Annotated in this window: 16 protein-coding genes; 12 read left to right on the forward strand and 4 right to left on the reverse strand. The window is 71.0% G+C overall.

From position 1 onward, the window contains the following. Positions 1–942, forward strand: coding sequence for a DUF808 domain-containing protein (locus ABD831_RS06740; RefSeq protein WP_344943441.1), 942 nt, complete (start codon positions 1–3; stop codon positions 940–942). A 148-nt stretch (positions 943–1,090) separates the two neighbouring features. Next, complete coding sequence (ahcY, locus tag ABD831_RS06745) at positions 1,091–2,527, forward strand: adenosylhomocysteinase (RefSeq protein ID WP_344943443.1); 1,437 nt, start codon at positions 1,091–1,093, stop codon at positions 2,525–2,527. A 115-nt stretch (positions 2,528–2,642) separates the two neighbouring features. Here ahcY and ABD831_RS06750 read toward each other — a convergent pair whose 3' ends face one another. Beyond that, positions 2,643–4,106 (reverse strand): hypothetical protein, encoded by a 1,464-nt coding sequence (locus tag ABD831_RS06750; RefSeq protein WP_344943446.1) that lies wholly within the window; start codon positions 4,104–4,106, stop codon positions 2,643–2,645. Between the two features lie 168 nt (positions 4,107–4,274). Between ABD831_RS06750 and ABD831_RS06755 the strand changes: the two genes are divergently transcribed. The 9 genes from ABD831_RS06755 (at position 4,275) to secA (ending at position 16,162) form a co-directional block, all read left to right on the forward strand. Next, the gene (locus ABD831_RS06755; protein WP_344943449.1) at positions 4,275–4,811 is read left to right on the forward strand and encodes a hypothetical protein; all 537 of its coding nucleotides are present in this window, start codon (positions 4,275–4,277) and stop codon (positions 4,809–4,811) included. 118 nt (positions 4,812–4,929) lie between these two features. Next, on the forward strand, positions 4,930–5,607 hold the full coding sequence (mtrA, locus tag ABD831_RS06760) for an MtrAB system response regulator MtrA (protein WP_185744626.1): 678 nt from the start codon (positions 4,930–4,932) through the stop codon (positions 5,605–5,607). A gap of 1 nt (position 5,608) precedes the next feature. Then, a complete protein-coding gene (mtrB, locus tag ABD831_RS06765; RefSeq protein ID WP_344943454.1) occupies positions 5,609–7,348 on the forward strand; it encodes an MtrAB system histidine kinase MtrB in 1,740 nt (579 codons plus the stop codon). Continuing rightward, positions 7,345–9,141: an LpqB family beta-propeller domain-containing protein gene (locus ABD831_RS06770; RefSeq protein ID WP_344943457.1), complete on the forward strand. Its 1,797-nt coding sequence runs from the start codon at positions 7,345–7,347 to the stop codon at positions 9,139–9,141. Before mtrB ends, ABD831_RS06770 begins: the two co-directional genes overlap by 4 nt. Before the next feature lie 433 nt (positions 9,142–9,574). Continuing rightward, on the forward strand, positions 9,575–10,120 hold the full coding sequence (locus tag ABD831_RS06775; RefSeq protein WP_344943460.1) for a ComF family protein: 546 nt from the start codon (positions 9,575–9,577) through the stop codon (positions 10,118–10,120). 270 nt (positions 10,121–10,390) lie between these two features. Next, positions 10,391–11,044, forward strand: a complete 654-nt coding sequence (gene hpf / locus ABD831_RS06780; RefSeq protein ID WP_344943464.1) for a ribosome hibernation-promoting factor, HPF/YfiA family — start codon at positions 10,391–10,393, stop codon at positions 11,042–11,044. Between the two features lie 128 nt (positions 11,045–11,172). Further along, positions 11,173–11,862, forward strand: a complete 690-nt coding sequence (locus tag ABD831_RS06785; RefSeq protein WP_142177153.1) for a response regulator — start codon at positions 11,173–11,175, stop codon at positions 11,860–11,862. After that, positions 11,859–13,088 (forward strand): winged helix-turn-helix domain-containing protein, encoded by a 1,230-nt coding sequence (locus tag ABD831_RS06790; protein WP_344943469.1) that lies wholly within the window; start codon positions 11,859–11,861, stop codon positions 13,086–13,088. The genes ABD831_RS06785 and ABD831_RS06790 overlap by 4 nt, the downstream gene beginning before the upstream one ends. A gap of 245 nt (positions 13,089–13,333) precedes the next feature. Continuing rightward, positions 13,334–16,162, forward strand: coding sequence for a preprotein translocase subunit SecA (gene secA, locus ABD831_RS06795; protein ID WP_344943471.1), 2,829 nt, complete (start codon positions 13,334–13,336; stop codon positions 16,160–16,162). Between the two features lie 126 nt (positions 16,163–16,288). On the opposite strand, the gene ABD831_RS06800 is transcribed toward secA, so the two are convergent. Beyond that, entirely contained in the window at positions 16,289–16,849 is a 561-nt protein-coding gene (locus tag ABD831_RS06800) for an Rv3235 family protein (RefSeq protein WP_344943474.1), read from the reverse strand. Then, positions 16,849–17,757 (reverse strand): LysM peptidoglycan-binding domain-containing protein, encoded by a 909-nt coding sequence (locus tag ABD831_RS06805; protein ID WP_344943476.1) that lies wholly within the window; start codon positions 17,755–17,757, stop codon positions 16,849–16,851. Before ABD831_RS06805 ends, ABD831_RS06800 begins: the two co-directional genes overlap by 1 nt. A 199-nt stretch (positions 17,758–17,956) precedes the next feature. On the opposite strand from ABD831_RS06805, the gene ABD831_RS06810 reads away from it, so the two are divergent. After that, positions 17,957–18,502: a hypothetical protein gene (locus ABD831_RS06810; RefSeq protein ID WP_344943479.1), complete on the forward strand. Its 546-nt coding sequence runs from the start codon at positions 17,957–17,959 to the stop codon at positions 18,500–18,502. A gap of 45 nt (positions 18,503–18,547) precedes the next feature. Here the strand turns inward: ABD831_RS06810 and ABD831_RS06815 are convergent, their stop codons facing one another. Further along, the gene (locus tag ABD831_RS06815; protein ID WP_142178454.1) at positions 18,548–18,775 is read right to left on the reverse strand and encodes a helix-turn-helix domain-containing protein; all 228 of its coding nucleotides are present in this window, start codon (positions 18,773–18,775) and stop codon (positions 18,548–18,550) included. Between the last annotated feature and the right edge of the window lie 265 nt (positions 18,776–19,040).

Here is a 19,040-nt window from a genome sequence, read left to right on the forward strand (position 1 = left end):
ATGGCAGGCGGACTCGTAGCCCTACTCGACGACATCGCGGCGCTCGTGAAGCTCGCGGCGGCGTCCGTCGACGACGTGGGCGCCGCCGCCGCGAAGGCGAGCGTCAAGGCCACCGGAGTCGTCGTCGACGACACCGCGGTGACGCCGCGCTACGTGGAGGGCCTCGCACCCGAGCGCGAGCTGCCGATCATCAAGAAGATCGCGCTCGGCTCGCTGCGCAACAAGCTTCTCATCATCCTCCCGGTCATCATGGTGCTCAGCCAGTTCGTGCCGTGGCTGCTGACCCCGATCCTCATGGTCGGCGGCGCCTACCTCGCCTACGAGGGCGCCGAGAAGGTCTGGGAGATCGTCTCCGGACACCGCGAGGAGGAGGCCGAGGTCGGGCAGGTCGACGAGAAGGCCGTCGTCTCCGGCGCCATCCGCACCGACTTCATCCTCTCGGCCGAGATCATGGTCATCGCCCTCAACGAGGTCGACACCGAGCCGTTCGTCTCGCGCCTCATCATCCTCGTCATCGTGGCGCTGCTCATCACCGCGCTCGTCTACGGCGTCGTCGGGCTCATCGTCAAGATGGACGACGTCGGTCTGCACCTCGCGGGACGGGAGTCCGGGGCGTCGCAGCGGGTCGGCCGCGGACTCGTCAAGGGCATGCCGAAGCTGCTGTCGGTCCTGTCGACCGTCGGCATCGCCGCGATGCTCTGGGTCGGAGGACACATCCTGCTGGTCGGAGTCGACGAGCTCGGCTGGCACGCCCTCTACGACCTGGTCCATCACCTGGAGGAGGGTGTGGCCGGCGTGGCGGGCATCGGGGGCCTTCTCGCGTGGGTGGTCAACACCCTTGCCTCGGCGCTCATCGGTCTCGTCGTGGGCGCGACCATCGTCGCCGTCCTGCACGTCATCCCGAGGCGCAGGAAGCACGACGGGGCCGCAGCCGCGCACTGACGTCGTGCTCCAGGCCTCGACAGACGATTCGAGGCCAACCGCGCGCGCGGCTAGGATGGGGGACTGCCGGCGTGGGTGATGACCCGCCACGAGAGCCCAGAGGGGCGCGCCGGGTCTGCACACCGACGATCAAAGGAACCGATCACTCATGTCCTTCGACTACAAGGTTGCCGACCTGAGCCTCGCCGAGGCCGGCCGACACCAGCTCCGACTCGCCGAGCACGAGATGCCCGGCCTCATGGCGATCCGCGAGGAGTACGCCGCGGCCCAGCCGCTCAAGGGCGCGCGCATCGCCGGCTCCCTCCACATGACGGTCCAGACGGCCGTGCTCATCGAGACGCTCACCGCTCTCGGCGCCGAGGTCCGCTGGGCCTCGTGCAACATCTACTCGACGCAGGACGAGGCCGCCGCGGCCGTCGTCGTGGGTCCCAAGGGCAGCGCCGACGACCTGCAGGGTGTCCCCGTCTTCGCCTGGAAGGGCGAGACGCTGCCCGAGTACTGGTGGTGCACCGACCAGATCCTCACCTGGCCCGGCGGTGAGGGTCCCAACATGATCCTCGACGACGGTGGCGACGCCACGATGCTCGTCCACAAGGGCCGCGAGTGGGAGCAGGCCGGCCAGGTGCCGCCCACCACCGACGAGGACTCCGAGGAGTTCGGCGTCTTCAAGGAGCTCGTGCGCCAGACGCTGACCACCGACCCGCAGAAGTGGACGACGGTCGCCGCCGGGATCAAGGGCGTCACCGAGGAGACCACGACGGGCGTCCACCGCCTCTACCAGCTGGCCGAGGCCGGCGAGCTGCTCTTCCCGGCCATCAACGTCAACGACGCGGTGACCAAGAGCAAGTTCGACAACACCTACGGCTGCCGTCACTCGCTCATCGACGGCCTCAACCGCGCGACCGACGTCCTCATCGGCGGCAAGGTCGCCGTCGTCGCCGGCTACGGCGACGTGGGCAAGGGCTGCGCCGAGTCGCTCCGCGGCCAGGGCGCGCGCGTCATCGTCACCGAGATCGACCCGATCTGCGCGCTGCAGGCCGCGATGGAGGGCTTCCAGGTCGCCCGCCTCGAGGACGTCGTCGAGACCGCCGACATCTTCATCACGACGACCGGCTGCTACGACGTCATCACGGCCGAGCACATGACGAAGATGAAGAACAAGGCGATCGTGGCCAACATCGGCCACTTCGACAACGAGATCGACATGGCCGGCCTCGGCCGTGTCCCCGGCATCCAGAAGACCGAGATCAAGCCGCAGGTCCACGAGTGGACCTTCACCTCGGGCAGCTCGATCATCGTGCTCTCCGAGGGCCGCCTGATGAACCTCGGCAACGCCACCGGCCACCCGAGCTTCGTCATGAGCAACAGCTTCAGCAACCAGACGATCGCCCAGATCGAGCTCTTCACCAAGACCGGTGACTACGACAAGCAGGTCTACACGCTGCCGAAGCACCTCGACGAGAAGGTCGCCCGTCTGCACCTCGACGCCCTCGGCGTCCGGCTCACCGAGCTGACCAAGGGCCAGGCCGAGTACCTCGGCGTCGACGTCGCCGGCCCCTACAAGCCGGAGCACTACCGCTACTGAGCTGCGGGGGCCGCAGGCCACCGCCGCTGCACCAGCCGAACGAGAACGTATGCCGTCCCCCTCACGAGAGGGGGACGGCATACGTCCGTCGGGGGTCGTCCGGGGTCGTCCGGCCTCAGCCCGGGACCGAGGGTGACCGCAGGAGCGAGTACGTCGCGCCGCGCGCGGCCACGGTCCAGTGGGCCTGCCGGACGAGGGCCTCGGCGACGGGAAGGTCAGAGGGGACGAGGGCCCACCGGCAACCGGTCCGCTCGAGGTAGGCGTCCCAGCCCGGGGCGGCGCTCTGGAAGGTCATGTACGCCTCGACGTGCGAGACGGCGTAGACCTCCGTGCGCCCGTCGATGGCGGGACGGACGTTGGGGTGCTTCCAGATCAGCCAGCCACCGCTGCCGTAGTCGTTGCACAGCACGGTCCCCGACGGGAGGGCCGCGATCTGGCGGTCGAGGTCGTTGGGACCCCATTCCGGCAGCGCACCCCGCGACGGCGCCAGGAACCCGGCGACGGCCAGCGCCGACGCCGTGAGGCCCAGTGTCAGGACGACCTCACGACGGGCGACCGGCTCGCGGGGGAGCCCCACCACGCGGGCGAGGGAGAGGGCCGTCACGGGGGCGACGATCGCGGCACCGACCGCGATGGTGCGCACGTAGAGCAGGGCAAAGCCGACCGCGAGCCCGACGAGGAGGATCTCGGTCCATGGCGTGCGACGACGCTCGCGCGACCAGATCAGCAGGACCACGGCCGCGCTGACGAGGAACGCGACGAAGGCGACGTCGGTCAGCGCCGGTGAGCGCCACTCCGTGACGAACTGGGCGTACTCGCGCACGGCGAACGGCGCCGTCAGCAGCTCCGGGCCGACCGGGGTGACGGCGGCCGCGGCGAGCGACCCGAGCGGGACGAGGGCCAGTCGCAGCCAGGCCCGTCCGCGGGCGGCGCCGTCGAGGAAGAGGCCGACCAGCGACACGATCCCGATCGCCACGCCGACGAACCACATGCCGTGGCTGCACGCCCACACCCACGTCAGGGGGACGAGCCACCAGCGGGCCCTGCCGTCACGACGTGTGGCGAGCCAAGCGCCGGTCGTCACGGTCGCGAGGGCGAAGGACACGAGGTGTGGTCTCAGCGAGAGGCTGCCGCTCATCCCGACGAGGGCGACGACGAGCACGATCGTCGTGACGAGCAGGGGCGCCTCGCGGCGCAGCACCGCCCACAGGCAGAGTGCGATCACCGCGACACCGAAGGGCAGCAGCCACGAGACCCCCGCGAGCCCGAACACCTGCTGGGCCCAGCTCATGAGCAGCTCCGGCAGCCACTCGTGCAGCCGCCACGGCTGGGTCGACATCGTGCTCCACGGGTCGGCCCCGCTGAACGACCACGTCTCGCGCAGGTGGTCACCGGCCGCGAGGTGCCAGAAGGTGTCGGGGTCGCCGACGGGCTGGACCATGCGCAGGACGGTGAAGAACACGACGAGCCCGGGGAGCACCTGTCGCAGCATCAGCGGAAGCCCCGAGGCCCTCACGGCTCCGGGCGTCGGGCCGGTCTGCTCGGCGGGCGCGGCACGGTCCCGAGTGTCGCTCGTCACCGGGAGATCATCCCCGGTGAGGAGCGCCGCGGAGGCCTTTTGGGCGGATTGGCACCTGTGGTCGTGCGTGGACACCGCGCCGTCGGGTCGACGGCTCACCGGTCGCTGCGGCGTGTGCCGTGGGAGGATCGGAGGGCTCACCGATCACACGTCTGGCAGGGACCCTCCATGAACAAGCTCCTGACCGGTGCCCTGGCACTGGCGTTGTCCGTCTCGCTCGCCGCCTGCTCGAAGTCCGTCGACCAGGGCTCGACGCCGAGCGGTGCGGCCGGATCGACGTCGTCCGCGACCACCCCGACGGACACGATGTCGTCCGCGACGACCGACGACACGGGCTCCAGCACGGGCGGCGCCACGGCGGGGCCGGTCGACCAGACCACGCCCGAGGGCGTGATGACGTCGTGGCTCAGCGCCATGGTGGCCGGCGACGGCAACACCGTGTGCGGGCTCATGGCCACGAACGGCAAGGCCATCTCGAGCATCCCCAACGCCGCCGCAGCCTGCGGCAAGACCATCACGCCCATGCTCGACCAGATCAAGGAGCTGGGCGCGGCCTTCAAGGGCCTCAAGATCAGCGGAGCCACCGTCAACGGCAACCAGGCCACGTTCGAGAGCGTCACGACCGAACCGGCCCTGGCCGCGGACGTCGTCGCCAGCTTCAAGGCCGTCAAGATCGGCGGAAAGTGGTACGTCACGCAGGGCTGACCCCGGCCTGCTCGACCACCGACGAGCCGAGGAGCGTCAGCGGGCGGTCAGGCGTGTGTGATGATTTGGTCAGGACATACGGGGCCGCGTGATCCGCGTTCCCTGGAAGGAGTCTGTCGTGAAGGGTCGGGTTCTGGTCGTCGACGACGACCTCGCACTCGCCGAGATGCTTGGGATCGTGCTGCGCAACGAGGGGCTCGAGGTCACGCACGTGGCCGACGGCTCCGAGGCGGTGGGCGCGTTCCGTGAGTCGCGGCCCGACCTCGTGCTGCTCGACGTCATGCTCCCCGGACTCGACGGGATGGAGGTGTGCCGTCGCATCCGCGCCGAGAGCGGAGTGCCCATCGTCATGCTCACCGCCCGCACCGACACCGTCGACGTCGTCGTCGGACTCGAGTCCGGTGCCGACGACTACGTGGTCAAGCCGTTCAAGCCGCAGGAGCTCATCGCGCGGGTCCGCGCCCGGCTCCGCCGCGGCGACGAGCCGGCGCCCGAGCGGCTCGCCATCGGCGACCTCGAGATCGACGTGGCCGGCCACTCGGTGAAGCGGGCGGGCGAGTCGCTGTCGCTGACGCCGCTCGAGTTCGACCTGCTCGTGGCCCTGGCGCGCAAACCGTGGCAGGTGTTCACCCGCGAGGTGCTGCTGGAGCAGGTGTGGGGCTACCGCCATGCCGGCGACACCCGCCTCGTCAACGTCCACGTGCAGCGGCTGCGCTCGAAGATCGAGCACGACCCTGAGCGGCCCGAGATCGTCGTGACCGTGCGCGGGGTCGGCTACAAGGCGGGTCCGTCCTGACATGACGGAGCGCGCGGCCCGGAGCGGACCCGCGGGCGTGGCCTCGCGGGCCGGTTCGATGCTGCGCAGCGCGTGGCGCCGGGTCCTGCACCTCTGGCGCGCATCGCTCGGCTTCCGCGTCGTCATCGTGACGATGCTGCTCGGCATCCTCGTGCTCACGGCCGTCGGCACCTACCTCTACGGGTCGATCGCCCAGGGTCTCGTCGACAGCCGGCAACGCATCGCGTCCGAGGACAGCCTGCGTGACGCCACCGATGCGCAGGGACAGTTCGACTCGACCGACCAGACCGACACGCAGGCCAAGCTGACGCAGTTCGCGACGACGCTGATCAACACCTACCGGCGCGACGCCGGCAACGAGACGCGCTACGTCGTGCTGACGCGGTTCGACGACAACAGCTCGCCCTTCATCGTCGGTCCGATCGAGAGTGGCAGCGTCGGGGTCCGCTTCATCCCGGACGAGCTGCGCCAGCAGGTCGCGGCCCAGCCCGACCGCCAGCACCTGCAGGTCGTGACCATCGACGAGGGCGGCGACCCCATCTCGGCGGTCATCGTCGGACAGAAGGTCGAGCTGCCGGTGGCCGGCAACTACGGCCTCTACTTCATCTACCCGATGGACCGCGAGCGCGAGATCATCAGCTTCATCGGGCAGACGTTCCTCTTCGGGGGCGCGGCGCTCATCCTGCTCATCGGCGCGATCGCCTTCGTCGTGACCCGCCTCGTCGCCGACCCCGTGCGCCGCGCCGCGGCCGTCGCGGAGCGCTTCGCGGAGGGCAACCTCAACGAGCGCATGCGCGCCAAGGGCGAGGACGACCTCGCCCGGCTCGGCACCTCCTTCAACGGCATGGCCGCCTCGATCCAGCAGCAGATCGCCCAGCTCGAGAACCTCTCGCGCGTCCAGCAGCGTTTCGTCTCCGACGTCTCGCACGAGCTGCGCACGCCGCTGACGACGATCCGGATGGCCGGCGACCTGATCCACGACTCCCGTGGGGACTTCGAGCCGACCGTCGCGAGGTCGGCCGAGCTGCTCCGCGGCGAGCTCGACCGGTTCGAGTCGCTGCTCAGCGACCTGCTCGAGATCTCCCGGTTCGATGCCGGTGCGGCGGAGCTCGAGGTCGAGGCGAGCGACCTTCGTGCGTGCGTCGAACGAGCCGTGGACGCCCACCGCACCCTCGCCGCCCGCAAGGGCACGCAGCTCGTCGTCAACGCCCCGTCGAACCCCGTGGTGGCCGACATGGACTCGCGCCGGATCGAGCGGATCCTGCGCAACCTCGTCGCGAACGCCATCGAGCACGGCGAGGGCAAGCCCATCGAGGTGACCATCGGGGAGAACGACACCGCCGTCGCCGTCACCGTGCGCGACCACGGGGTCGGCCTCCGGCCCGGTGAGGCGGCTCTCGTCTTCACCCGGTTCTGGCGGGCCGACCCGGCCAGGGCCCGGACGACCGGCGGGACGGGCCTCGGGCTCGCGATCGCCCTCGAGGACGCGCGACTGCACGCAGGGCGTCTCGAGGCCTGGGGCGCTCTCGGCGAGGGCTCCTGCTTCCGCCTGACCCTGCCGCTGCGCGCCGATGCGACGATCACCAGCTCACCGCTGCCACTCAGCCCCCTCGCGGCCGAGGCGGCCCGCCGTCGCTCGGCCGGCGACGACCAGGGCGCCGACCCGCCCTCGGATCCCGGCGGGCCGGCCGACGACGACACGCTCCGGTTGCGGCGCATCGTGGTGGAGCGAGCGCCGTGAGAGCTCGCCTTCTTGCCTGCCTGCTCCTCGTCGCCTCCCTGGTCCTGTCGGCCTGCGGAGGCGGCCTGCCCGGCACCGGTCCCGTCGTCGAGGGACGCGCGCTGGGCGAGGTGCTCAACGAGCCTGTCCGCGTCGTGGCAGTCGGCCCGGTCGACGGCGCCAGCCAGGAAGCCATCGTGCGGGGGTTCCTGCGCGCGGGCGAGGACACCGACGAGACCCACGCCACGGGACGGTCGTTCCTCGCCCCGCAGTCGGTCGACCTCTGGAGGTGGTCGAGCGAGGACGTCGTGGTCTACGACGGGGACCTCACGATCAAGCGGCTGGGGGACGACGCAGTCGAGGTCAGCGCGTCAGGCATGGCGCGCCTGACGCCTGACGGCCGCTACATCGAGCAACCTCCGGGGGCCCGCGAGAAGGTCACGTTCGGCCTGACCAAGGTCGGTGGAGAGTGGCGGATCGAGCTCCCGGCGAGCGGGTTCGGGCTGTGGCTCGACAAGGACCAGTTCAACCGCGTCTTCGTCAAGCAGTTCATCCACTACGTCAGCCGAAACGGCCGGGACCTCGTCCCGGATGCCCGCTGGTTCCCCATCGGGACCCGCCTGGCGACGACCCTGGCGCGAGCCCAGCTGAGCGCCGTGCCCCCGTACCTCGCCGGCGCCGTCTCGACCGGCGTGCCGCCGGGCACGCGCCTCGCGGTCAACGCCGTCCCGGTCACAGCGGGCAAGGCCCAGGTCAACCTCAGCAGCGAGGCGCTCTCGGCCGACCCGGCCAACCGCGCCGCGATGTGGGCGCAGCTGACGAAGACGCTCAGCCAGGTCTCCTCGGTGGGCTCGGTGTCCCTCGCGGTCGACAACACCCAGCTCGAGCTGCCGGGTGGGGTGACGTCGGTGACGTCTGCGGCCGACCTGGGCTACGACACCGTGCCCCAGACGGTCTTCGACACCGCACTGCTGCGCAACGGGGACGCCATCCGTCGGTTCGACCCTCGCTACGTCCCCGACACGCAGGCCTCCAAGCGCCCGGACCTCAAGCCCAAGGACGGGGACATCGCCAGGATCCCCGACACGTGGGAAAGCCTCGCCCTCTCCGTCGACGGCAAGCAGGTGGCGGCGGTCTCGGGTGACCGGCGTGTCCTGTCGATCTGGCGGGCCACCGCGCAGATGAAGTCCGTCGCCCCGTTCGCCTCCTCGCTCACGCGGCCCGTCTACGACGCCGAGGGCTACCTCTGGATCGCCGGCAGCGACGACAGCGGCGACGACCAGGTGTTCGTCCTCGACTCCGTCTCGGGCGACCCGAGTGCCGCGGCGAGGCCGGTCAGCACTCCGTGGCTGAAACAACGACGTGTCAAGGCCATGGCGGTCTCTGCGGATGCCACCCGAGTGCTCATCGTGACGACCGACCGCAACGGCGCTGACGTGCAGATGGGGCTGAGCGGGATCGTGCGTGCGACGAACGGCGAGCCCCAGGCGCTGGCGCAGCCCCTGCGGCAGGCGCAGTCCCTGACCCGGATCCAGGACGTCACCTGGCTCGATCCGGCCAGCTACGCGGTGCTGGGCCAGGTGCGGGCGAACGACGCGATGCGACCCTGGCTCGCCTCCATCGGGGCCGGCGTCGACGGGACACGACCCGGGATCGGGCAGCTGAGCGCGGTCCCCGGCGGCGTGACCATCACGACGGTCGGTGGACCGCGCGGCATCCTCATCGTCACGAGCGACAACCGAGTGCTGGCCCGTGCCGGCTCCAACTGGCCACTGATCGAGCGCGGCAGCGACGTGCTCGTCCCCGGCGGCTGAGCCGGCCACCGGCCCTGCGTCCACACCCCCTCGGCGTGGCGCCCCGTCGTCCCCAGGCCGGTCCGGGCGCGTCGTGGCGCCGGGTGTCGTGCGCTGTGCTTGGCCGGTGGCAGGGCTGGTGGGTGGACGGGACCGGACGGGACCGGACGGTTCCCACGGTCGCCCCGGCCGCGGAGGTGTGGTGGGCCGGGCGTTGGCCCGGCTCAGGGACAGCGACCTCGTCGACCTCGTCCTACCTCGGGAGTGCGGCGGGTGCCTGCGCCCCGGGACCGACTGGTGCCCACGATGCGTCTCCGCCCTCCGGGGGCTGGCGTTCGACCCGGCCGGGACGGACCCACCACGGCAGGAGCGCCGGGGCGGCCCGGCAGCGCGGGTCGCACCGGACGCGCACGGCGGCGGACCGTGGGTGGTGCCGCACCCCACGCCGGACGGCATGCCCCCGGTGCACGCGTGGGGCGTCTATGCCGACCCCCTCCGCGCCGCCGTCTCGGCGTGGAAGGACGTCGGTCGTCGCGACCTCGGAGTCGTCCTGACGCCCCTGCTCGCAGCCTCGGTGGACGGCGCGCTCACGGGTGTCGGATGGCACGAGGGGGTCGTGGTCGTCGTCCCGGCGCCCTCGGCGCGACGCGCCGTGCGTGAGCGCGGCGACACGCCGATGGTCACGCTGTGTCGTGCGGCGGTGGAGGAGCTGGCCGGATCGACGGGACCCACGCTCCGGGTGGCTCCCGCCCTGCGCCACGTGCGCCGGGTGGAGGACCAGTCCGGGCTGGGGACGGTCGAGCGACGTGGCAACCTCGCGAGCGCCCTGTCCGTGATCCCGCTGTGGCACAACGTGATCCGTGGGCGCCGCATCCTGCTGGTCGACGACGTCGTGACGACGGGGGCGACGTTCGCCGAGGCCGCCAGGGCCCTGCGAGCGGCCGGTTCCGGCTCCGTGGTCGGTGCCTCGATGGCCGCCACGCAGCGCACTCGTGGGTGATTCCCCGGCCCTGACGGCGGCCGACGGTGTGCCCCGCACGAGTGGTTCCACGGTGATGACCCGCACGCCTTCCAGTGGGCGCGCGGCCCAAGTAGGGTCGAGTCATGACCCCGTCCCACGGGGAACGGCCTCCTGGCCGCGCGCCCCGGGACGAGATCGACAGGAAGGGGTGGTGCCCCGTTGACCGGCGGGCCCGTCCAAGGTGACCAGAGGCCCGGAACCACTCTCACTGCCCCGCACGAAGAAGACGTGCGCGATCAAGGAGGAACCGTGGAGATCGTCGTCACTGGACGCCACGTCCAGATCCCCGACCGATTCCGTGAGCAGCTCGACGAGCGACTGGCCAAGGTGTCCGCGCTCGCACCCAAGGTGCATCGCATCGACGTCGTCGTCACCCACGAGCGGGTTGCCCGCGGGTCCGAGAAGGTCGAGATCACCTGCCACGCGAAGGGGCCCGTGATCCGGGCGGAGGCGTGTCTCGATGACAAGTACGCCGCCCTCGACGCGGCCGTGGACAAGCTCATGGAGCGCCTGAGGCGGGTGCACGACAAGAAGCGGGTCAGCCGCGGACGACGGATCCCCGAGTCCGTCGCGCAGGCGACCGCCCGCATCGACTCCACGGCGAACGGGGCTGCGGCACCCGGCTCCGAGCCCACCGAGACCGGTGACGGCCGGGTCGATGACCTCGAGCGCTTCGGTGCGCTCGGCAACTCGCCCATCGAGGTCCGCGAGAAGATCCACACGGCAGCGCCCATGTCGCTCGAAGAGGCCGTGAACGAGATGGAGCTCGTCGGACACGACTTCTTCCTCTTCCACGACGCGGACACCGACCGCCCGAGCGTGGTCTACCGGCGACGCGGCTGGAGCTACGGGGTGCTGCACCTCGAGACCGACGCGGACGCCGACGTCGCCGCCACGGGCTGACCCCCTGCTCCCCTCGCGATGACGTCGTCGGGGCGCTCCCTCCCGAGGGGGCGCCCCGACGGGCGTCCGTGGCGTGGCGTGGCCCCACCGGCGGGCGCGCTGTCCGTGCCGTGCGCCAAGATGGGGACGTGAACCCGCCGCCCCACGATGTCATCCGCGTCCTCATCGTCGACGACCACGCGCTCTACCGGCGGGGCCTGCAGACCGTCCTTGCCGTCGAGGAGGGCATCGAGGTCGTGGGTGAGGCGGCGGACGGGGTCGAGGCCGTCGACCAGGCCGAGGAGATCCTGCCCGACGTCATCGTCATGGACGTCGGCATGCCCAAGCGGGGCGGGATCGACGCGTGCCGGGTCATCAAGCAGCGGGTTCCTTCCGCGCGCATCCTCATGCTGACGAGCTCCGACGACGAGGCCAACCTCTTCGAGGCGGTCCGAGCGGGCGCCAACGGCTACCTCCTCAAGGACGTGCCGCCCGAGGAGGTCGCGGCGGGCATCCGGGGTGTCTTCCACGGCCAGTCCCTGCTCTCGCCGCTGATGGCCTCCAAGCTGCTCGAGGAGTTCAAGCAGATCAGCCAGCGTGAGACGGCGCCGGCGCCGATCTCCGGGCTCGAGCTGCCCCGCCTGACCGAGCGCGAGCTCGGCATCCTGCGGCTCGTGGCGCGCGGCCGCCTCAACCGTGAGATCGCGGGAGAGCTGTTCATCTCCGAGAACACCGTGCGCAACCACATCCGAAACATCCTCGACAAGCTGCAGATGCACTCGCGCATGGAGGCGGCCATGTATGCCGTGCGCCAGCGCCTCATCGATCCGGGCGAATGAGCGTCGCCACCCGCTCCCTGACCCGTGGTCAGGCACGGAGGATCGCCATCGCAGCCCAGGGCTTCCTCGACCCGAGGCCCGAGCCCTTCGCCGCGACGATGCGCCACGTCCAGCGCGTCGTCGACCGGGTCGGCGTCGTCCAGATCGACAGCGTCAACGTGCTGGCCCGCAGCCAGTACCTCCCGTTCTTCTCCCGGCTCGGCCCCTACGACACCGCCCTGCTCGACCGCGCCCGTGACCGTGCGCCGCGCCGGCTCGTGGAGTACTGGGCGCACGAGGCCAGTCTCGTGCCGCCGTCGACGTGGCCACTGCTCGACTTCCGCATGCGCGCGGCGGCCGAGAAGGCGTGGGGCGGGATGCGCCGGATCCTCGAGGAGCGCCCGGACTACGTCGACCTCGTCAGGGCGGAGGTCGAGGCTCGTGGGCCGATGACCGCCCGTGAGGTCGAGGTCGCCCTCGCCCACGACCAGCCCCGTCGCACCGACCACTGGGGCTGGAACTGGTCCGAGGTGAAGCAGGCGCTCGAGTACCTCTTCTGGGCCGGGCAGATCAGCTCGGTCGGACGCACGACCCAGTTCGAGCGCCGGTACGCCGCCCTGGCCGCCACCGCGCCACCCTCCCTGCGCGCCGCGTGGACCGAGCGCCCCGGCCCCGAGGCCGACCCGGAGCGTCACCTCGAGCTCGTCCGCATCGCGGCACGCGCCCACGGCGTCGGCACCGAGCTCTGCCTCGCGGACTACTTCCGGCTCAGGCGCGAGGACGCCCGACCGGCCATCGCCCGGCTCGTCGCCTCGGGAGAGCTCATCCCGGTCACCGTGCCCGGCTGGAAGCCGGCCTGGCTGCACGCCGAGGCCCGGCTGCCGCGCCGGGTCCACGCGGAGGCGCTCCTCAGCCCCTTCGACTCCCTCGTCTGGCAGCGGGAGCGCATCCACGCCCTCTGGGACTTCCACTACCGCATCGAGATCTACACGCCCGCCGAGAAGCGCGTGCACGGCTACTACGTGCTGCCCTTCCTCCACGGCGACGCCCTCGTGGCGCGCTGCGACCTCAAGGCCGACCGGCTCGCGGGCGTGCTCCGGTGCCATCGCGTCACGTGGGAGCCGGGTGCCCCGACCGAGGCCCGTGCGGCCCTGCTCACCAACCTCGAGGCGATGGCGAGCTGGCTCGGCCTCGGTCGCGTCGACCTGCCCGTCGGTGAGGCCACCGGGTCGGTGGCCGCAGTCTGAGCGCGGGTGGCCACCCGGCATACGCCCTCGGAGACGACTGCCGGCGCACCCCGAGACGTGCCGTGGGACGCGCCGCGGGCGGGGACGGGACCGGCGCGCAGGGGGTCGGAACCGCGCCGAGCCCCGATGCGTTGGTCGTTGTGTCCGGAAGGCGGCTAGCCTAGGCGGGTCCCGTGACCCATCACGGGCGATGGAGCCCGCCCACCGGGCGCGTCCACACGTTCAGTCGGGAGTGAGATCACCAGATGGCCGTCATCGAGAAGCTGCTTCGCGCCGGCGAAGGCCGGACCCTGAAGAAGCTCCAGGGCCTCGCCAAGCAGGTCAACGCCCTCGAGGCCGACTTCGAGAAGCTCACCGACGAGGAGCTGCGCGACGAGACCAAGGGTTTCCGCGAGCGCCTCGACAACGGCGAGACGCTCGACATGCTCCTGCCCGAGGCGTTCGCCGCCGTCCGCGAGGCGAGCAAGCGCACCCTCGGCAAGCGGCACTTCGACGTGCAGCTGATGGGCGGCGCGGCGCTCCACCAGGGCAACGTCGCCGAGATGAAGACCGGTGAGGGCAAGACGCTCGTCGCGACCCTGCCGAGCTACCTCAACGCGTTGTCCGGCAAGGGCGTCCACGTCATCACCGTCAACGACTTCCTCGCCGAGTACCAGTCCGAGCTGATGGGCCGCGTGCACCGGGCGCTCGGCATGGAGACCGGCTGCATCCTCAGCCAGATGACGCCCGAGCAGCGCCGCGCCGAGTACGCCAAGGACATCACCTACGGCACCAACAACGAGTTCGGCTTCGACTACCTGCGCGACAACATGGCGTGGGACCCGTCCGAGCTCGTCCAGCGTGGCCACAACTTCTGCATCGTCGACGAGGTCGACTCGATCCTCATCGACGAGGCCCGCACGCCGCTCATCATCTCCGGCCCGGCCGACCTCGCGACGAAGTGGTACGTCGAGTTCGCCCGCATCGCCGCGCGCCTCAACCGGGGCGAGGACGGCCGCGGCGACTACGAGGTCGACGAGAAGAAGCGCACCGTCGGCGTCCTCGAGTCCGGCATCGCGCGCGTCGAGGACCTCCTCGGGATCGACAACCTCTACGACACGGTCAACACGCCGCTCATCGGCTACCTGAACAACTCCATCAAGGCCAAGGAGCTGTTCAAGAAGGACAAGGACTACGTCGTCATGAACGGCGAGATCCTCATCGTCGACGAGCACACCGGCCGCATGCTTCCCGGTCGCCGCTACAACGAGGGCATGCACCAGGCGATCGAGGCGAAGGAGAACGTCGAGATCAAGAACGAGAACCAGACGCTCGCCACGATCACGCTGCAGAACTACTTCCGCATGTACGACAAGCTCTCCGGCATGACGGGCACCGCCCAGACCGAGGCGGCCGAGCTGAACTCGATCTACAAGCTCGGCGTCATCCCGATCCCGACGAACCGACCCATGATCCGCAAGGACCAGGCCGACCTCGTCTACCGCACCGAGGTCGCGAAGTACGACGCCGTCGTCGACGACATCGCCGAGAAGCACGCCGTCGGCCAGCCCGTGCTCGTCGGCACCGTGTCCGTCGAGAAGAGCGAGTACCTCTCCCAGCAGCTGAAGAAGCGCGGGATCAAGCACGAGGTGCTCAACGCCAAGCAGCACGAGCGCGAGGCCGCCATCGTCGCCGACGCCGGCCGCAAGGGCGCCGTCACGGTCGCGACGAACATGGCCGGTCGAGGCACCGACATCATGCTCGGCGGCAACTCGGAGTTCCGTGCCGTCGCGGAGCTGAAGCGCCGTGGTCTCGACCCGCACGAGACGCCGGAGGAGTACGAAGCAGCCTGGGACGAGGCGCTCGCCGCGGCCGAGCGCGCCGTCGCGGCCGAGCACGAGGAGGTCACCGAGCTCGGCGGTCTCTACGTCCTGGGCACCGAGCGCCACGAGTCGCGCCGCATCGACAACCAGCTGCGCGGTCGCTCCGGTCGTCAGGGTGACCCCGGCGAGTCGCGCTTCTACCTCTCGCTCAACGACGACCTCATGCGCCTGTTCAACGCCGGCCTCGTCGACCGCTTCATGCAGACCGCCGGCATGGAGGACAACGTGCCGATCGAGTCCAAGATGGTGACGAACTCGATCCAGAAGGCGCAGGGCTCCGTCGAGGCCCAGAACTACGAGATCCGCAAGAACGTCCTCAAGTACGACGACGTCATGAACCGTCAGCGCCAGGTCATCTACGACGAGCGTCGCGCGGTGCTCATGGGGGAGGACCTGCACGAGCAGCTGCGCCTCTTCGTCAACGACGTCGTGAACTCCTACGTCGACGCGGCCACGTCGGAGGGCTTCGCCGCCGACTGGGATCTCGAGAAGCTCTGGGACGCGATGCGCCAGGTGTTCCCGGTCTCCCTCACCATCGAGGAGGTCGAGGACATGGCCGGCGGCCGTCAGGCCATCACGGCCGACCTCCTGCGCGAGCAGCTGATGTCCGACGCGCACCACGCCTACGACCAGCGTGAGGAGACACTCGGCTCCGAGACGATGCGCGAGGTCGAGCGCCGGGTCGTCCTGTCGGTCCTCGACCGCAAGTGGCGTGAGCACCTCTACGAGATGGACTACCTCCAGGAGGGCATCGGCCTGCGCGCGATGGCCCAGCGTGACCCGCTCATCGAGTACCAGCGTGAGGGCTTCCAGCTCTTCGAGGCGATGATGGAGGCCATCAAGGAGGAGTCGGTCAGCCACCTCTTCTCCGTCGAGGTGCAGCTGCCGCAGCCGACTGCTGCTCCCGTCGGGGCCGCTCCCATGTCGGTAGGTGACCTCATGGGGGGCCTCGCAGACCGCGGCCACGTGGCCGACGACGTCACCGGTGCATCGGCGGAGGACGGGGACGAGGCGGAGGTCGCTGCGCGCCGCCCCTTCGGGTCCGGCGTCGTGGTGTCCGGCGTGGACCTCGAGACCGACGGCCAGCGTTCGGGTGGCCTGCGCTACACCGCTCCCGGTGAGGACGGGCGTGCCGTGGAGACCGGCGGTCAGCAGACGGTGGAGCGCAAGGCCGACCGCCGTGGCAAGAAGGTCAAGCGCAAGCGTCGCTGAGCGACCCCGCACGAAACTGCGTGACGGCCCGGGCACCCTTGGTGCCCGGGCCGTCCGCGTGCACGGGCCGTCCGGCTGCACAGGCCGTTCGTGGCCCGGCCCTGGCCGGGTCGTATGCCGTGTGGTTCAGCCGATCGTGAGGGCCGTGACGAGCCAGCGCCCGTCGAGCCCCTCGAGCCGGAGGGCCATGGCCCGGACCCTGCCGTTCGACACCACGACCGCGCAGGCCTCGACGATCCCGTCGGCGGGCTCGCACACCCGCACGCGGCGCACGATCGCGGGGCGACGCGGCCCCGGCGTGCGCCGTCGCCCGGCCACCATGGCCTGACGTGCGATGACGGAGTAGATGGTCGGCGCGGTGTGCCTGATGAGCTGTGGGGCGGGCCGCTGACCCGCGACCACCTCGATGATGGCCTGCGCGAGGCGACCCACGAGTGGCTCGGGCTCGGGGAGCTGGCTCGTGCGCGTGGGCTGTCGGCCGAAGTCCTCGTCGTCACGGGCGCCGAAGAAGTCGAGGGCGAGGGCGTCCTGGGCGTAGGGCTGTTCGCCGTGCCAGGCCTCGTCGGCGCTGATGATCCGGGGCGCAGTCTGAGGGATGCGCCGCACGGTGAAGCCCCCTGACGTCGAGGTGGGAGTCGGGGTGGGAGTGGGGGTGGGAGTCGGGTCGGTCGTGGTCGTTCGCGCCATCACTGGGCTCCTTGCTGTCCAGGGGCGCTCGTCTCGGCGCCGGCCGTGGGGGAGGAGGGGTGAGGGGCGGAGGGGCGGGAGTCGGACCTGCTCGGTGGTCGCAGCAGCTGCCCGGGGGTCAGCAGGTCAGGGTCGTCACCCACGACGTCCCGGTTCGCGGCGTACCACCGCGGCCACTCCCAGGCCACCTCGGCGTCGCTGGCGGTTGGCCCCAGGTGTCGGGCGGCGATGGACCAGAGCGAGTCGCCTCGGCGGACGGGGACGAGGTCGTGTGCCGCGGTCGTCGCTCGGGGTGCCGGCGCCAGCAGCCGGGAGCGGTCGGCGTCGTGGACGGCTGGGGGTGCGGTGGGCACGTAGCCGGGGCTGCAGCCGACCCCGGGTGCCCTGCTGTCGGTCCCGATGAGGTCGACCGTCGGGACGAAGCCCGGGCTCGCCTCGCTCGGCGTGAAGCCCGGCGTGAGACCCGCCGTTGAACCCGAGGTGGAATCCGGCGTGATGTCCCTCGTCGCGGCTTCACCCGCACCGGGTGCCTGAGGGTCGGTGCTCCGTGTGACCGGGCCTGAGCCGGCGACGGACGCCAGGGCCGGGGGCAGGGCCAACGAACCGACCGAGGCCCCCAGGACGAGGGCCAGGACCTTGCGCACCGCCACCGGGGTGACGCGATCCGCGATGCTCGCCGCCGCGCGCCCAGCCGTCCCGGGAAGCAGCGCGGCCACGGCCAGGAGGCAGCCCAGGGCGAGCCAGGCCGCCATCAGCAGCCCCACCCATCCGAGGAGGACGAGCAGGACGTCGTCGGGTCGCGTCGCGCCTGGTATCGCCGGGGCCCGACGGACGACGGTCACGAAGAGCGTCAGTGCGGCGGCGGCGACAGCGAGGCCGACCATGGAGCCCAGGACCTCGCGGAGCATGAGTCTCGGCCCTGGTGGATCTCCGTGGTGAACGGCCGGCGTCAGCGCTCGGCGCGTGGCGGCACCATCCCGTGCGTGGTCGTGCGATCCCCTGTACATGACTTCATTTAATGCAGTTTGCTTTCGTTTGGTCAAGTATGGTCTTGGTCAAGACAGATTCCGAGTGGCAGTGGCCGCTCGTGCGAGGAAGGGTGACCGCATGCGATGGGACCGGCTCTTCGAGGATCTGGAGGCACAGCTCGCCCTGGACGAGGTGCGCGGGCTCGAGTCGGAGGTCGCGGACCGGACCCGGCGGGAGCGTGCGCTGCTCGACGTGCACACCCGGCTGCTGGCCAACCTCGACGCACCCCGGGCCGTGCTGCGCCTGCCCGGACGCGTCGTCGCCGGCCGTCTCGTCGACGTCGGGCCCGACTGGGCGCTCGTGGAGACCGCTCCGAATCGTCCCGTCCTCGTGGCACTTCCCGCTGTCCGCGCCGTCTCCGGGGTCGGACCCGGGGCGCGCACGCCGTCGGTCGTGGCCCGACGGTTCGGCATGGGCGCAGCCCTGCGCGCCGTCAGCCGAGACAGGGCGGGCGTCGAGGTCACCGACGTGGACGGCCAGGCGGCGACCGGCACCATCGACGTCGTGGGGGCCGACCACCTCGAGCTGGCCGAGCACGCGTCCGACGAGACCCGGCGCACGGCGAACGTCACCGGACGGCTGATCGTGCCCTTCTGGTCACTCGGGTCGGTCCGACGGCTCTAGGTTCGTGTGCGAGTCGTGCCGGCACGGGTGCGCGGCGACCCACGGTCACTCCTCGCCGGTGCCGCCGAAGGGGTGCGCCTGCACGAAGGACTTCGTCTCGGCGTACATCCGCTGGATGTAGCCCTCGAGCTCGGTGGCCTCGACCCGCCACTGGCCCCGGCCGCCGATCTTGATGGCCGGCAGCTCGCCCGAGCGCACCAGGGCGTAGGCCTGGGCCGAGGAGATGTTGAGGATCTCGGACACCTCGGCGAGCTGCAGGAACCGCTGGGCCACGTTGACTTCCTCCTCTGGCGCGGTCGTCATGACCGCTCGATCTCACCCTTACCCTCGTCGAGGGTCCGGGCACGCCCCTCGCGGAAGGGCGTGTCGCCGGCGACACGGCATCGTCCGTCCGGGGACGTCCTCATCCTAGAGATCTGCCGGCGCGGTCTCGTCGGTTGTCCCCACCTGTGCACCTCGGGAGGCGTGGCGGGCGTCGTTGATGCAAGATGATGCCGCGTCGTCCGGTGCGGCACCGGCGACACCCAGCCATCCATCG

Source organism: Terrabacter ginsenosidimutans, from assembly GCF_039539425.1.
In the GTDB taxonomy this organism is placed as follows: Bacteria; Actinomycetota; Actinomycetes; order Actinomycetales; family Dermatophilaceae; genus Terrabacter; species Terrabacter ginsenosidimutans.